Below are 15,366 nucleotides of genomic sequence, written 5' to 3'. Positions count from 1 at the left end.
CGCGCTACCAACCTTGGAATGTTTTGCTTATTCGTTGATGCAAATTTACTCAAAAATAGCCTAAATGTGATAAAATTTTTGGTTTAATTTCCGTTATGAGCCCTTTTTTTTTAATTTTGTAAGTTGATTGAAAACGCTCAGACATTATATTAATATCCTGCTGTGGAGCTTGGTGGCGATGTACGTGGCAGTGTCGATCACGGTGAACGTACCGATCGTGCAATCGTACATGGGTGCCCGGGTGGCCTCCGCGCTCTCGCGCAAGTTGTGTACCAAAGTGAGCGTGGGACGGATCAGCCTTGGCTTTTTCAATCGTCTTATCGTGGATGACGTGGATATTCGCGACCAAAAGGGGCTGCCCATGCTATGCGTGGCGCGCGCTTCCGCCAAGCCTGATGTAATGGCTTTGGTTCGCGGGCAATTGTATTTCAATTCGGTACAGCTCTTTGGGCTTAAGGCTAATTTCTACCAAGCCACGGCCACGGCCAAGCCCAACTACCAGTTTGCGTTAGACTCGCTTGCCTCGAAAGACACCACCGCTCACCGCCCTCTTGACGTGTCGCTCAAGAGCTTGATCATCAGGCGGGGCGAAATTCGCTATAACCGGCTCGACATGCCCCGGCGTCCATTCCTCGACCCCTATCACCTGAACGTCCGGAACCTTAGTTCGCACGTCGCGCTCAACGCTCTGCGATCCGACTCGCTGAACCTCAATGTCAAGCGGTTGTCGCTCACCGAGGCTTCGGGCTTGGACATTCGCTCGCTCGCTTTCAAACTCGTGGGTAACAAGCGGCGCGCTACCATGCGCTCGCTCTGTTTGGAGTTGCCCTCGTCCAAATTGTCATTGGCTGACGTTGAGGCTCGCTATGCGTGCAAGGATGGCATGCCCTCGTTGCCGTCGCTGCGCTTCTCGGGTAGTGTACGCGAGTCTGTCGTGGCTCTTCCCGATATAGCGGCCTTGTGGCCCAAGGTAGGCAAGCGCAATCTCTCGGTGGCTCTTCGCGCTCGCTTCGCGGGCTCGGCCACCGCCCTCAGGGTCAGGGACATGGTCGTGTCCGTGCCGCAAAAGGGCATGCGGCGACAGACAGGGGCCCCCGCCGACATTCGTCTGTCTATGGATGGCACTGTCAGCGAGCTTGACGGCACGCCTCGATGGTGGGCTGACATCGAGAACTTGACGATCAGCGAGAGGGGTTTGCGCCTCTTGGGCGGAAGCGTGCCCGCGCCCATCGCCCGCATGAACGACATACGGTTTCGTGGCCAAGCCCGTGCCCATGGGCAGTACGCGAGCGTCAAAGGGACGTTGCTCTCGGGCGTGGGAAACGCCAATTTGGACGTGTCGTTGCGTGGCAACGACTTTGCGGGACACTTGGACACACGTGGCATCAACCTTCGCCAAATACTCGACGACTACCGGTTTGGCATCCTGGCGGCAAACATCCACGTGGCAGGCAATGTAAAGCGCAAGTATTACAAGGCCAACGGCACTGTCAAGCAGATAGACTACAACGACTATTCTTACTGTGACGCGCGCATGGATGGCAGCTATGACAATGGCTTGCTCAACGGCACGCTCCACGTGAACGACCCTAACCTCGTGGCTGATCTCAATGGCTCGCTCAGCGCCAACAGTCGCGACATGTCGGCGCACCTTACGGCTGATGTCAAACATATTCACCCGGCGGCTCTCCACTTATGGGAGAGCGTGCTTGGAAACGCTACTTACAGCGGCAACGTCGTGGCCTCGTTCACGGGCAATGACCTGAACACGGCCAAGGGAACTCTGAGCTTGACCCATTTTAGCCAGTCGTCCGCGAGCGGGCAGTACACGCTCGACTCGCTGAAGTTGCGAGCCGGCAACGATCACCGAGGGCACTACCTGACTCTCGAGAGCGACTTTGCGGAGGCGGAGGTGACGGGGCGTTTCGACTACGCCACGCTCATCCAAAGCGTTAAAAACGCCATTGCCGCTAAGTTGCCCAACATACAGCGACTCACGAATATCAAATACAAGAAGACGCGTGCCAACGATTTCGCTTTGCGCGCCGTCGTGCGCCGCGCCGACTGGCTGCGCCATTTTTTTGACGTGCCGGTAACGCTCGTGGAGCCACTGCGGCTCACGGCCGCCATGACCAACGCCGACAACAATCTTGAGCTGCGAGCTTTCGCTCCCCGATTGGTTTATGACGGCATCCGATACCGTGACCTCTCGGCTATCGTGACCTCCCCCCACAACTATCTCAATGCCGACATTAGCGCTGTGAGGATAGGCGGCGACGGTACGGGCACAGAGTATCGTCTGGAGGCTTCGGCCGTGGACGACCGGTTGGCGTCGGTGATCCATGTGGACAACCATGCTCGTCAAAACCGCCTGCGCGGACGGCTCAACACCCTTGTGAGCTTTGGTCGCGACGGCCATGGGCTTGCCGAGGCGCGGATGGACATAAAGCCGTCAACGTTCAGCATTGGCGACAGTGTGTTTGAGGTGCGCCCCTCTCAGGTGATCTACGGCAAGAACCGTCTCGACGTGCGTCGGTTTGCCTTGGAGGGAAATGGCCAGCGCGTCGTTGTCAATGGCTCCGCGTCCAAGGATTCTAAAGATACGCTCGTCGTGGACATGCACGACGTGAACGTGAGCTACTTGATGGATTTGCTCGATTTCCATCCCGTGGAGTTTGGTGGGCGAGCCACGGGCAAGGCTATGCTGTCGCGATTGTTTGACAAACCACGTGTGGGCGGCAAACTGGAGATTGCCGATTTCAGTTTTGAGCGAGGGGCGTTGGGCACGCTTCATGCCGACGTGGCGTGGAATGAGGATCGCGAGCGCATAGACATTGATGCCGTGGCCGTGGACACGGCTAACGCGTTGGTGGCGCCATCGCGATACAGATACACCTTTGTCAAGGGCTATGTGTCGCCCAAGCGCAACTATATCGACCTCGATATTCGAGCCGACAACATGAGGGGTGATTTCGTGGAGTCGTTCTGTGCCTCTTTTATGAACCGCACAAACCTTTCTCTCAACGGTGGCGTAAGGTTGTGGGGCGACCTTGGAGAGCTTAATCTCACGGGCAACCTCGTGGCCAATGGGCAGGTGGGCATAGAGCCGCTCAACACGGTTTATACGCTGCGCGACGCGGAGGTGCGCTGCCTCATCAACGAGATGCAGTTCCCCGGCGACACCATTTACGACCGGCATGGCAACAAAGGGGTGCTCGCTGGCAGCCTGTACCATGATCACATCACCAACCTGAGGTACAATCTGCGTGCGAAATTAAGTAATCTCTTGGCTTACGATTGGGGGCCAAGCCACGGCAACACGTTTTACGGCACGGTATATGGCACGGGCAACGTGGATATCAGGGGTAAGTCGGGGTTGCTCGACGTGGACGTTAACGTCACGCCCAACCGCGGCACGACGGTGGTGTATGACGCCTCCTCGCCCGAGACGATCAGTTCGCAAGAGTTTATAAAATGGTCGTCGCGCGACTCGGTGGCTGCCATGGCTCCCGTGCTCAACACGCTGCTCGCGAGAATGGACAGCGTTGGGCAGATGGGAGATCTGGCCGGCGAGGAAGACGCCCTGGCAGACATTCATGTCAATTTTATCATCAACGCCACGCCGGACGCCACGCTCAAAGTGGTCATGGACCGTAAAACGGGCGATTGTGTCAATCTCGCGGGGGAGGGAGCGTTGCGTGCCGACTATTACAACAAGGGGGCGGTGAACATTTTTGGCAACTATGTCATAGACGAGGGCGTGTACAAACTCACCATCCAAAATATCATCAAGCGCGACTTCAAGTTCGCGCAGGGCGGCTCCATCGTGTTTGGAGGCGACCCGGGCAGGGCCGCGCTGAACCTCAAGGCGCGATACACGCTCAACTCCGTAAGTCTTTCTGACCTGCGGATAGGGCGCAGTTTCTCGGGCAACAATATTCGCGTGAACTGCATCATGAATATCACGGGTACCCCCGAGACGCCCAAGGTGGAGTTTGACTTGGACTTGCCAACCGTGGGGACCGATGCCAAGCAGATGATATACAGCCTTATCAATAGCGAGGAGGAAATGAACCAGCAGGTGCTTTATTTGCTTGCCGTGGGGCGTTTCTACTCGCAACCCAGCAACAACGCGGCCACTTCTGACGCGCAGGAAAGACAAACCACGTTGGCCATGCAGAGCATTATCAGCGGACAGATAAGCCAACAGATAAACACGGTGCTAAACTCTGTGGTGAAAAACAACAACTGGAATTTTGGCGCGAACATCTCCACGGGCGACGAGGGATGGAATAACGCCGAGTACGAAGGATTGCTAAGTGGCAGAATGCTGAACAACAGGCTTGTCTTCAATGGGCAATTTGGCTATCGTGACAATAAGAACACCACCACGTCTTTTATTGGCGACTTTGACCTTAGGTACCTCATCTTCCCCAATGGAAACCTCAGCGTCCACGTGTACAATCAATCCAACGATCGCTATTTCGTGCGCAACTCGCTCAATACGCAGGGCGTGGGGATCATCTTGAAGAAGGATTTTGAAAGCTGGGGGTCTCTGTTGGGCATCGGGAAAAGAAATGGAGCCGCGGCCAATGACGGTGGCAAGAAGTGATTTTCACGGTTCGCGGTTTTCAATTTTCAATTCGCGTCTTAATGCGTCAACAATTGAAAATTCAAGTTTTAAAAATTCGATTGCGCCCCATCGCGTCCCGACCGCCATCCCATGCGTATTTTTTCATGGCGCGTCAATGGATTGATGGCCCATGCGCAAGTTGGCCCATGCTAAGTGTGGAAAGTCTCCATGTTTTTGTAACGCCGTTTCATCAGTCGGTTGTAGATGCCGCGCAGCCATAGCTTATGGGTGGCAATAAAGCCTAAGCCAATGGCTATCATCACAAACCATGCCGTGTTTTCTTCAAGAAATGTCTCTAATGCCATGATGCATATAAGTGGCGAAAACAGCCCGATAATTATCCCGGCCAAAAGCAAATAATTGGTCTGTGCGCCGCCTTTGGTGGTTATTTTCTCGTTAAGTGGCATGCGATGGTTGTTGTATATGGCCGACTGCATGAATATGAAATACTGAAAGCCAGCCGTAAAAATGCCATACGACACAAGCATCAGTATGTCCCATTTGCCTACAAAAACCATAGGGAGCATCAAAACAAATGGCAAAATGAGTAGCAATGTGTAGAAATAGTATTTTGATTCTAACAGCTTGAGAATATTTTCGCGGTGCACCATCAACACGTCGATGTAGTTTCCCTCGTATAGCATCACTTTGCTGAGCAAAACGATGGCGTATATGGCGAAGTTGTACGCGCACCAAAAGTTGGCCATCGCGTAGCTGTCGTATATTTCCGTGAGTGTCATTATGGCGCTGATGACTATGATAAGGGCCGTGGCGGAGAGGAAACCGTTGCGCGGGTTCTTGTTGCGCGACAGCAACTTCACTTCCAACTTGAGGTACTCACCCAACTCGCCCAAACGGTCAAGCATGGTGAATTTGATTACTTTGATGGGTTTGTCGTCGGTCTTTTTGCCTATCTCTTGCGTTGCGCAAGCGTTTTGCACCCGTCTGTTTATGGCTATGAGCGAGGCTAACATGACCAAGGCTACGCAGTGAGGCAGCAGGTTGCCAGATTCGAGCCCATCGCCGATGGCGGCGTAGAAGACAATGAAATGCTCGAAACCCTTATGCAGCCACGGCGCGCTGATGGCCGCGACCACGGCCACCGGCGCCATCCACCACAATATGTTACGATTGGATAATGTACGGATGATGGCGTACCACTGGCTGTTTGCCAGTATGAGGATGATATACAAAAGAAGTATTGAGAGAGCCGTCAACGCGCCATAGCTGAACACCACGGCCATCAAGCAATAGGGTATGAGCAGGGCGAGCCATGTGAGATTGCCCCAATTGAATAGCGACGTGATGATAAAACTGTCAATGCAAATGGTTTTGGGCAGTGGCGTCAGCAGGTAAGGCTTGACAATTTGGGCTGGCGTTTGCTGCGCGAGAGCCCTGAACCAAAAGTCGCAAACCAATATGAATGGCATCACGCCCATGATAAACTCCGACGCGGTGAGCCTTTTGGTGTCTATTGCGGCTAACGCAAGCAGCACGGCCATGAAAATGAGGTATAGCAATGAGACCGCGAAACTCAACCCAACAAACCATTTGGCCGCTTTGCTGGATTCGTACAGGGGGTCGCGTCGAGCCGCTAACTTGCGGTGTTGTCGCAGAATTTTTAGGAGTTGAAAGAATGATAGGCCGGATGTCATGGCGATAACGGTTGGAGGGGCGTGCCCGAGTGGTTATCTCAGGTCTATGACTTCAGCTTGGGGACAGTCTTTCGAGTTGAACGAGAAGAGGCTGTTAGGCAGTGCCTTGGCTTGGAAATTGGAGATGTAAACGGTGGTCCACTTGCCGCCTTCGCGCATTTTGATGACACTGGGTGTGTACGATTTGCGCTTGATGGTGAGGTATATTTCCTGCAGGGAGCGTTGCTTGTTTTGTGCTTTCATGCTCACCTGATAGTTGGCTCCCTTGCTGGTCACGCCTAACGCGTAGCCTTTTTTGTACATCGTGATGAAAGTGTAGGGGTTCATGCGCATGCGTTGCGCCTCGGTGGGTGTGCTCACGTTCACCTCGTTGGTCGACTTGAGATAGCTCCATTGTGTCTTGCCGTTAAACCAGACGGTGGCGTTGCCCGTGGTGGCGTAAAACTTGTTGCCCTTGATGGAGATGCGTCCGCTCGCCCCTCCCATTTTCGCGCTCGCTATCTTGAAGTTTGCCGTGGCCCCTCCTTTGTTGCCCACGATGGCTGCTGTCTTGTCCAGTATTTTTTTCGCCAAGGCGGTGTTTTGCGCTGTCGCCGCTACTGTCACCACCGACATGATGGCGCATAAGATGTATTTTTTCATTTTTTCGTTTATTGTTAGGGTTGCGTTGGTATAACGTGCCCCATTGCACGATTGTTGCGCGCGTTAATATCGTTTAACCCTTTCAGTTGCTATGTATTTGTGTCAATAGGGAGTTGAGCGAGCTCTCGTCGGTGATGAGCACCTCCCGAGGTTTTGATCCTTGCGCGGCTCCCACGATGCCGGCGGCCTCCAGTTGGTCCATCAGTCGGCCCGCGCGGTTATAGCCGATAGAGAACCTACGTTGAATCATGCTGGTAGACCCTTGCTGCGTTATGACGATGGCATGCGCCGCCTCGTCGAAGTAGGGGTCGAGGCTTTTCGAGTCGGTGGCTCCCGCGTTGCCTCCGATGGCCCCGTTGTTGTCATCTGGCTCCGGAAGCTCCATTGGGTCCACGGGTCCGGGCTGGTCGGCTATGTAGCTACAGATCTCCTCTATCTCAGGCGTGTCGATAAAAGCGCATTGCAATCGCACCGGCTCGCCACCCGCGAGGAAGAGCATGTCGCCGCGCCCGATGAGCTGGTCCGCGCCGGTAGTGTCGAGGATGGTGCGCGAGTCGATTTGCGAAGTCACCCTGAAGGCCATGCGCCCGGGGAAGTTGGCCTTGATATTTCCGGTAATAATCTTGGTGGTAGGGCGCTGCGTTGCGATAATCATGTGTATGCCCACGGCGCGCGCCAACTGCGCTATGCGCTGTATCGGAAGCTCTATTTCCTTGCCCGCCGTCATGATAAGGTCGCCAAACTCATCTATCAACACCACGATGTAAGGCATGTAGTCGTGCCCGTCCGTGAGCTTGAGGCGGTGGTGAACGAACTTGTCGTTGTACTCGTCTATCTTTTTCACTTGTGCCTTTTTCAGCAGGTCGTAGCGGTGGTCCATCAGCTTGCACAGCGAGTTGAGTGTGCGCACCACGCGTTGCACGTCTGTGATGATGGGCTCATCCTCGTTTTCTGGCAGGGCGGCCATATAGTGGGGGGCAATCTTGTTGTATATGCTGAATTCCACCTTCTTGGGGTCCACGAGCACGAATTTCAACTCGTTGGGGTGCTTTTTGTAGAGTAGTGACGATATGATGGCGTTCAGTCCCACAGACTTTCCTTGTCCGGTGGCGCCGGCAACCAGCAGGTGTGGTATCTTCACCAAGTCCACCATGTACACCTCGTTGGTAATGGTTTTTCCCAAAGCCATGGGCAAAATCATCTTCGTGGTCTGGAATTTCTTGGTGTTCAGCACGCTCTCTATGGAGACGATTTGCGGGTTCTTGTTGGGCACCTCGATGCCGATGGTTCCCTTTCCGGGTATGGGGGCTATGATGCGGATGCCCAGCGCGGCCAAGCTCAAGGCGATGTCGTCTTCCAAACCACGTATCTTCGCGATGCGCACTCCCTCCGCTGGCGTTATCTCGTAGAGCGTTACCGTGGGGCCCACGGTGGCGTTTATCTTGCTTATTCTTACGCCAAAGCTGTTCAGCACCTCTACGATGCGGGCGTTGTTGGCCTTGATTTCGTCCATGTCTATCACCGGCTTGTTGTTGTATTTCTTAAGCAAGTCGCAACTTGGGAACTTGTATCTGGTGAACGGCTCCCATGGGTTGATGGGCGTGTTGAGGTCCATGGTCTCGCCAAGCGATTTCCCCAACGCTTTGTCTTCTTGCTTCACGTCGTCCACCGTGAGCTTATCCGTGTCGTCTCCGCTAATCCGGACGGTGGGCGTGATAGGCTTCGCTTGCTCGCTCGATGGTTGGGGCGGTTGTCCTTGCGACATGTCGGTGAGGTCCACCACGGTCGCGTCCATCTCTTCTTCGGAGGGCGTTTCCACGGTCAGGTCTCCGTCCTCGATGCCTGTGACGTTTTGGGCGGTCTCCTTGGTGGTGTGGTTTGTGACGGTGAATTTCACTTTGTCGGTGATATATTTCACCGGGTTGAGCGTTTTTCGCACTATTTCTATGGTCTCGGTGCTGAGGTAAGTGAGAAACGCCAAGGCCACGATGAGCAGCGTGGCCGTAAGTCCCGGCGGCCCGATGACATTCTCCATGTTGCGCACGCAGAGCAGCCCGTGGTTGCCTCCGGGGTTGAACGACAGGTTGCCCATGATGGGCGTGAGGAACTTGGCCAATGTGACAGATGCCCACACCATGACCAACGCCATGCCGAGAAACCATTTCCAGAGGTTCACGCTGTAGGCGCGCATGAGCTTGAGCGCCACTAACATGATGAAAGCCGGTATGAGAAACGCGGGAAGCCCAAAATTGACGCTGATGAGAAAATAGGAGACGATGGCCCCGATGGAGCCGCAATAATTGGTAAACTGCCGGTCTTGGTTGAGCCATTCGCCAGGGCGCATGTTTTCCAAGATGCTTTGGTCGGCCTCGCCGGTGGCAAGAAATGATCCCATCGCGATTGCCATGACGATGGCAAGGGCGAACAAGACGAGTCCAAAAAAGAAGTCGGTGGTTTCGTTGCCAAATATATGTCGGATGCCTATTGCTTCGCTAAAGCTTTTTTGCTTGCGCTTAGGTCTTTTGTTTGCCATTGTGTCGCTGTTCTTGTTCCATGTGCAAAATTAGTGCTTTTTGGCCGAATTTCAAAACAAAAGATGGCTAAGTTTCCCCTTTTTTCTATTTATTTTTCATGACATTGTAAGTGGTTGGTTTAAAAGCTGTTTTGCCTTTGAACTTGCAAGCCGCTTTAAGATGGGCACAAGATGTGCCGCCGCGAGTCGCGCGTGGGCTTCCCACAACGTTGGCAAGTTTTTAGATATTGTTAAGATAAATGACAAAAATTAATCTCTCAAATGCGCAATGATCTATCTAAAACACACCTTTTTTATCTTCATTTTGGTGTTGTTAGACCGTGGTGAGCATCCCTTGTTTTTGTCATTGGGCCTTATTCACGCTGCGCTCAAGCGCTATTCGTGACATGATTGGACGCCGAAGCCACCGCGTTTAGGCATTGTTCGAGCGGCCATTAAGCGTCAATCGCGGCGTGGCAAGGCATGCCCGTGACTATGATCTGACGCGTGTGATCTGTAAAACAATGCCTGCCAGCCTGTTGCGGCACATGCCGTTTTTGGGCCATTTTATGGCCTGCGACGCGTTTTTGAATGAAAAAATACGGTTTTGAGATGTGATAGTAAAATATATTCAGTATTTTTTCGCCCTGTAACCACCCCGAAAGATAGGACTGATGGCAAGTGTCGCGCCATGCCCGCGCGCTTGTATCGCGTAGCCTCGCATGTTTGACGTATCGCCTTGGCAAGGCCGCTTGGCGCGCGGCGAGGCTTGAAATATTCTGGAGAAATAACGATATAATCAGTCATTTTTTTATACTTTTGCATATTGTAAACAGACACGATGAGAAAAAAGATATATAGCAAGTTTGAAAAAAAAGATATAACCGATTTGCCATTGGTTCAATTCCCGGGGCGGATAATCTCCATTATCACCGCTCGCGAGGCCGAGAAGGCCGTGGATTACCTTTTGTCGAGCGACATTTTGGGCGTGGACACCGAGACCAAACCCTCGTTTCGCCGCGGAGAGCAGCACCAAGTGTGCTTGTTGCAGGTGTCCAATCGCGACACGTGCTTCTTGTTCAGGCTGCATCTCACAGGCATAACGCCAGCCATAAAACGGCTGTTGGAGGATACCTCTGTAAGGAAAGTAGGGCTTTCGTGGCACGACGACATCCGGGGGCTCGAGGCGCGAGAACAGTTTGTCCCGGGGCTTTTTGTCGATCTTCAAGACATCGTGCCGTCGCTTGGCGTGCGCGACCTGAGTTTGCAAAAGCTGTACGCCAATTTTTTTCATTTGAAAATCTCCAAGCGTCAGCGCCTTTCCAATTGGGAGGCTCCATTCTTGAGCGACAAGCAAAAGCAGTACGCGGCCATAGACGCGTGGAGTTGTATCAATCTGTATGAGGAGATAGACCGGTTGAAACGGACGGGCGATTACGACCTTGTAAAAGTGGAAGAGCCTGAGACCGAGCCCGGATGCGCGCCGTCTGCCACCCTGGACGACAAACCTAATGGGGCGAGCGCTAAGACCACACGCAAGTCTCGCGCCAAGCGTGCCACCACCGCCAAGCGCAAATCCAAACCCAAAGAACCAAAACAAACAAAGAAATCATGACGGAGAACTATAAAAATATATACTTGAAGCGTGGCAAACAAGAGTCGTTGCTACGTTTCCACCCATGGATTTTCAGTGGTGCCATCCACCACGCCGACACCGATATTCAAGAGGGCGACGTGGTGCGCGTGATCACTGCCGATGGTGATTTTGTCGCCGTGGGGCACTATCAGGTGGGCACCATCTCCGTGCGTGTGTTGTCTTTTAGAGATATATCTATCGACCATGCGTTTTGGGTGTCGCGCCTGCAAGCCGCGCTCGACATGCGTCGTGGCATCGGCCTGGCCGACAACCAGCGTGGTGACACCTACCGGTTGGTGCATGGCGAGGGCGACAACCTGCCCGGGCTGGTCATAGATTGCTATGGCCATACGGCCGTGATGCAAGCCCACAGCGTGGGTATGCACATGTGTCGCGAGCATATTTGCGAGGCGTTGGCGCAGGTGATGGGCGACAGGATTAGCAGCGTGTATTACAAAAGCGAGGGCACGCTTCCTTTCAAGGCCGACCTTGGAGAGGAGAATGGCTTTATCTTTGGCCAGACAAGTGACAACGTGGCGGTGGAGAACGGCCTGAAATTTCTCATTGATTGGCGGCGTGGGCAGAAGACAGGCTTCTTCATTGACCAACGGGAGAACAGGGCGTTGCTTGAGCGTTACGCAAAGGATAAGTCTGTGCTCAACATGTTTTGTTACACGGGTGGCTTCTCGGCTTATGCCATGCGTGGCGGGGCCAAGTTGGTGCACTCGGTGGACAGCAGCGCCAAGGCCATCGACCTGACCAACCAGAATGTGGCGTTGAACTTCCCCGGTGATGACCGTCACGAGGCCTTTTGTGACGACGCGTTCAAGTTTATGGATGCCAATGACGACAAATACGACCTCATAGTGCTTGACCCGCCAGCTTTCGCGAAGCATCGTGGCGCGCTGCGCAACGCTCTCAAGGGCTACACCCGGCTTAATGTGAAAGGCTTGGAGCGCATCAAGCGCGGTGGCATCCTGTTCACGTTCAGTTGCTCGCAAGTGGTAACCAAAGATCAATTTCGTGCCGCCGTGTTCACCGCGGCGGCGCAGACAGGGCGCAAGGTGCGCATATTGCACCAGTTGCACCAACCCGCGGATCATCCCATCAATATTTATCATCCCGAGGGCGAGTACCTTAAGGGATTGGTACTCTACGTGGAGTAGGCCGATAGCATGACTTTCCCAGATATTATCCAGCGTTTCATAGTGCGTCATCGGCTTATGCGTCGCGATGGCTTTTACTTGGTGGCACTGTCTGGCGGGGCTGACAGCGTGGCGTTGTTGCGCGCGCTCGTGGGGCTGGGTTATCGTGTGGCGGCCGCGCATTGCAACTTTCGTTTGCGAGGGGCGGAGAGCGATCGTGATGAGATGTTTTGCGAGTCGCTTTGCCAAACGCTGGGAGTGACGCTGCACAAGGCGCATTTTGACACGACAGCTTATGCCGAATTGCACAAAATATCAATTGAGATGGCGGCGCGCGACTTGCGCTATGGCTATTTTGAGCAGCTCGCCAAGGCAGTAGGGGCGGATGGCATTTGTGTGGCGCACCACCGTGACGACCAAGTGGAGACGGTGTTGCTCAACCTTGTAAGGGGTACGGGCTTGCGGGGATTGCAGGGCATGCGGCCGCGTAACGGACGTGTGCTGCGCCCCATGCTGGGCGTGTCGCGGCGGCAAGCGCAAGCCTACCTCGACCATTTGGGGCAGGCGTTTGTCGTGGACAGCACCAATCTCGAGACCGATGCCATGCGCAACAAGCTGCGCTTGCAGGTGCTGCCGCTGCTCGAGCAAATCAATCCGGCCGTAAAAGAGAACGTGGCGCGAATGACAGAGAATGTGCGCGAGGCGGGCAAGGTGGTGGAACACGCCACGCGCCAGGCCATTAGCGCTATTCGTTCTGACAACGGCGGCTACCGCCTCAAGGCGTTGGACGAGTTGCCATCGCCCATTTACGCGCTACGGACGATATTGGAGTGGCGTGGTTTTAACCGTGCCCAGCTGTTGGAGATGCTCGCTCATCGTCGCGATGGCGCTACGTGGATGTCAAACCATTGGGTAGCCGTCATGGACCGAGACTACCTTTTTGTGGTTGAGCGTAAGGCTTGGGAACGCCCCCTGCCCAATCTCGTGATACCCGAGCGAGGCATTTATCGCTATCCTGCCGGACCCTTGACCGCGCTTGCCGATGGTGCGGAGGAAACTGCGACGAGGCTTCGACTTGAGCTCAAAAACGTGGACGCCAACTTCCAGATCGACCCGTCGGCCACCGTGGCCAACCTTGATGCCTCTCTTGTAAAATATCCTTTGGTGGTCAGGCCCTTGCGCAAGGGAGACCGTTTCGTGCCTTTGGGCATGAAAAACAGCAAGTTGGCGAGCGATTTTCTCACTGACCATAAAGTGCCATTGTTACTTCGCCGTCGCCAGTTGGTGGTGCAAGACGATCGTGGCGACATCGTGTGGCTTGTAGGACAGCGTGTTGATGGTCGTTTCGCCATCTGCCCGGGCAAGTCGAGCGAGGCGTTGATCATCCAGCTCTTGTAGGGCAACGCGAAGGCTAAAATTATTTTTTGTTTTTTCATCCCTATTTCTTTCGCATTCCAGAATAAATGGCTATTTTTGTTGAGCAAGTAAAACCTAAAAACCCAACACGCCATGTTTACAGACGCAGATAAAAAACAAATAGATACCCGGGGCATGACTTTGGGCCAAGTGGAGCATCAAATGGAACAGTTGAGGCACGGATTTCCATTCCTACGTTTGGCCGCCACCGCCGCTGTGGGCAATGGAATTATGGTTCCTGACGATGCAGCGCAAGCGCGCGCCACGGAAGAATGGGAACATTACAAAAAAGATGGCGCGCGCCAAGTGGTCAAGTTCGTGCCAGCCTCGGGAGCCGCCAGCCGCATGTTTAAGAATATGTTCGCCTTTCTTTCGGCAAGCTATGACAAACCCACGACCGATTTTGAGAAGCGTTTTTTCGCCGATATCAAGAACTTCGCGTTCTATCAAGCGCTCGATGACAAGTGCCAATCGCTGCATGGCAAAACCGTCGACGAGCTTGTTGTAGATGGCGATTACAAGACAGTGGTAGCCTGCCTGTTGCGTGCCGATGGCTTGAACTATGGACAATTGCCCAAGGGCTTGCTGCTCTTCCACGCCTATGACGACGGCGCCCGCGCGCCCATGGAGGAGCATTTGGTGGAGGCCGCGCTCTACACCGCCGTGGCTGGGGTGGCCCATGTGCACTTTACCGTGTCGCACGAGCACCTTGACTTGTTTGAGAAAAGGGTGGAGGAGAAAACGCGAAACTATGAAAAGAAGTTTGGAATAAAATATGACATATCGTTCTCCGAGCAGAAGCCGAGTACCGATACCATAGCGGTCAACCCCGACAACACGCCTTTCAGGAATGACGATGGGAGCCTGCTTTTCAGGCCGGGAGGCCACGGTGCCCTCATCGAGAACCTCAATGACTTGGACGCCGACATCGTATTCATCAAGAATATCGACAACGTTGTGCCTGACCGATTGAAGCCGGAGACGGTGCGATGGAAACAAATTATCGCCGGTATTTTGGTGGAGACGCAGCGGCAAGCGTTCGATTACATGCAAGCACTGGATGGTGACACGCCCAACCATGAGCTGTTGAGCGAGATCCATGAGTTTGTGCGGCGAGACCTATGCTGCCTCTATGACGAGGCCACACGGTTCGATGATGCCGCGCTCGCGGACTGGCTGAGAAAAAAACTTAATCGTCCTATGCGTGTGTGTGGCGTGGTGAGAAACGTTGGAGAGCCTGGTGGCGGTCCGTTTTTAGCCTATAATCGCGATGGCAGCGTCAGTCCACAAATACTTGAGAGCAGTCAAATAGACAAGTCGGACGAGTCGTATGTGAAGATGTTTGAGGATGGCACGCACTTCAATCCGGTAGACTTGGTATGCGCCATCAAAGACTATCGAGGGCGTCATTTCGACCTTACTCACTACGTGGACGAGCGTACCGGCTTTATCAGCGCTAAGAGCAAGGACGGCCGAGAGCTTAAGGCCCTCGAGCTACCGGGACTTTGGAATGGCGCGATGAGCGACTGGAACACCATTTTTGTGGAAGTTCCGCTTTCCACGTTCAATCCTGTCAAGACGGTGAACGATTTGTTGCGGGATGCCCACCAGTAAGAGGTGCGATAGGCACCAAAAACTCGTGGCATCCTTACCAATAAAATAAATCGTGTTTAATAGGCCCGACTCACAATTTTTGTCAGGCCTATTAAACACGATTTTGTTTACAG

At 53.8% G+C, this 15,366-nt stretch carries 8 protein-coding genes; 5 read left to right on the top strand and 3 right to left on the bottom strand.

Annotated elements, in window-relative coordinates; genetic code table 11:
* The first annotated feature begins 127 nt into the window (after nt 1–127).
* Complete coding sequence (locus tag HMPREF1640_RS01330) at nt 128–4,612, top strand: translocation/assembly module TamB domain-containing protein (protein ID WP_052051654.1); 4,485 nt, start codon at nt 128–130, stop codon at nt 4,610–4,612.
* A gap of 170 nt (nt 4,613–4,782) precedes the next feature.
* On the opposite strand, the gene HMPREF1640_RS01325 is transcribed toward HMPREF1640_RS01330, so the two are convergent.
* The 3 genes from HMPREF1640_RS01325 to HMPREF1640_RS01315 form a co-directional block, all read right to left on the bottom strand.
* Nucleotides 4,783–6,288: a DUF5687 family protein gene (locus tag HMPREF1640_RS01325; protein WP_052051653.1), complete on the bottom strand. Its 1,506-nt coding sequence runs from the start codon at nt 6,286–6,288 to the stop codon at nt 4,783–4,785.
* 33 nt (nt 6,289–6,321) lie between these two features.
* Nucleotides 6,322–6,930, bottom strand: coding sequence for a LolA-like putative outer membrane lipoprotein chaperone (locus tag HMPREF1640_RS01320; RefSeq protein ID WP_036891695.1), 609 nt, complete (start codon nt 6,928–6,930; stop codon nt 6,322–6,324).
* A gap of 82 nt (nt 6,931–7,012) precedes the next feature.
* Entirely contained in the window at nt 7,013–9,463 is a 2,451-nt protein-coding gene (locus tag HMPREF1640_RS01315) for a DNA translocase FtsK (protein WP_036891692.1), read from the bottom strand.
* An 820-nt stretch (nt 9,464–10,283) separates the two neighbouring features.
* On the opposite strand from HMPREF1640_RS01315, the gene HMPREF1640_RS01310 reads away from it, so the two are divergent.
* The 4 genes from HMPREF1640_RS01310 to HMPREF1640_RS01295 all read left to right on the top strand — a co-directional run bounded on the left by HMPREF1640_RS01310 (nt 10,284) and on the right by HMPREF1640_RS01295 (nt 15,253).
* Nucleotides 10,284–11,057 (top strand): 3'-5' exonuclease, encoded by a 774-nt coding sequence (locus HMPREF1640_RS01310; RefSeq protein WP_036891690.1) that lies wholly within the window; start codon nt 10,284–10,286, stop codon nt 11,055–11,057.
* Nucleotides 11,054–12,244 carry a class I SAM-dependent rRNA methyltransferase gene (locus tag HMPREF1640_RS01305; RefSeq protein ID WP_036891689.1) on the top strand — a complete coding sequence of 397 codons (1,191 nt, stop codon included), beginning with the start codon at nt 11,054–11,056 and terminating at the stop codon, nt 12,242–12,244. Before HMPREF1640_RS01310 ends, HMPREF1640_RS01305 begins: the two co-directional genes overlap by 4 nt.
* Before the next feature lie 9 nt (nt 12,245–12,253).
* The gene (gene tilS / locus HMPREF1640_RS01300) at nt 12,254–13,621 is read left to right on the top strand and encodes a tRNA lysidine(34) synthetase TilS (RefSeq protein WP_036891687.1); all 1,368 of its coding nucleotides are present in this window, start codon (nt 12,254–12,256) and stop codon (nt 13,619–13,621) included.
* Nucleotides 13,622–13,732: 111 nt separating this feature from the next.
* Nucleotides 13,733–15,253 carry a DUF4301 family protein gene (locus HMPREF1640_RS01295; RefSeq protein ID WP_036891685.1) on the top strand — a complete coding sequence of 507 codons (1,521 nt, stop codon included), beginning with the start codon at nt 13,733–13,735 and terminating at the stop codon, nt 15,251–15,253.
* The last annotated feature ends 113 nt before the right edge of the window (nt 15,254–15,366 follow it).

This window comes from Prevotella sp. S7-1-8 (assembly GCF_000758925.1).
GTDB lineage: Bacteria > Bacteroidota > Bacteroidia > Bacteroidales > Bacteroidaceae > Prevotella.
This window is presented reverse-complemented; position numbering and strand designations above follow the sequence as displayed.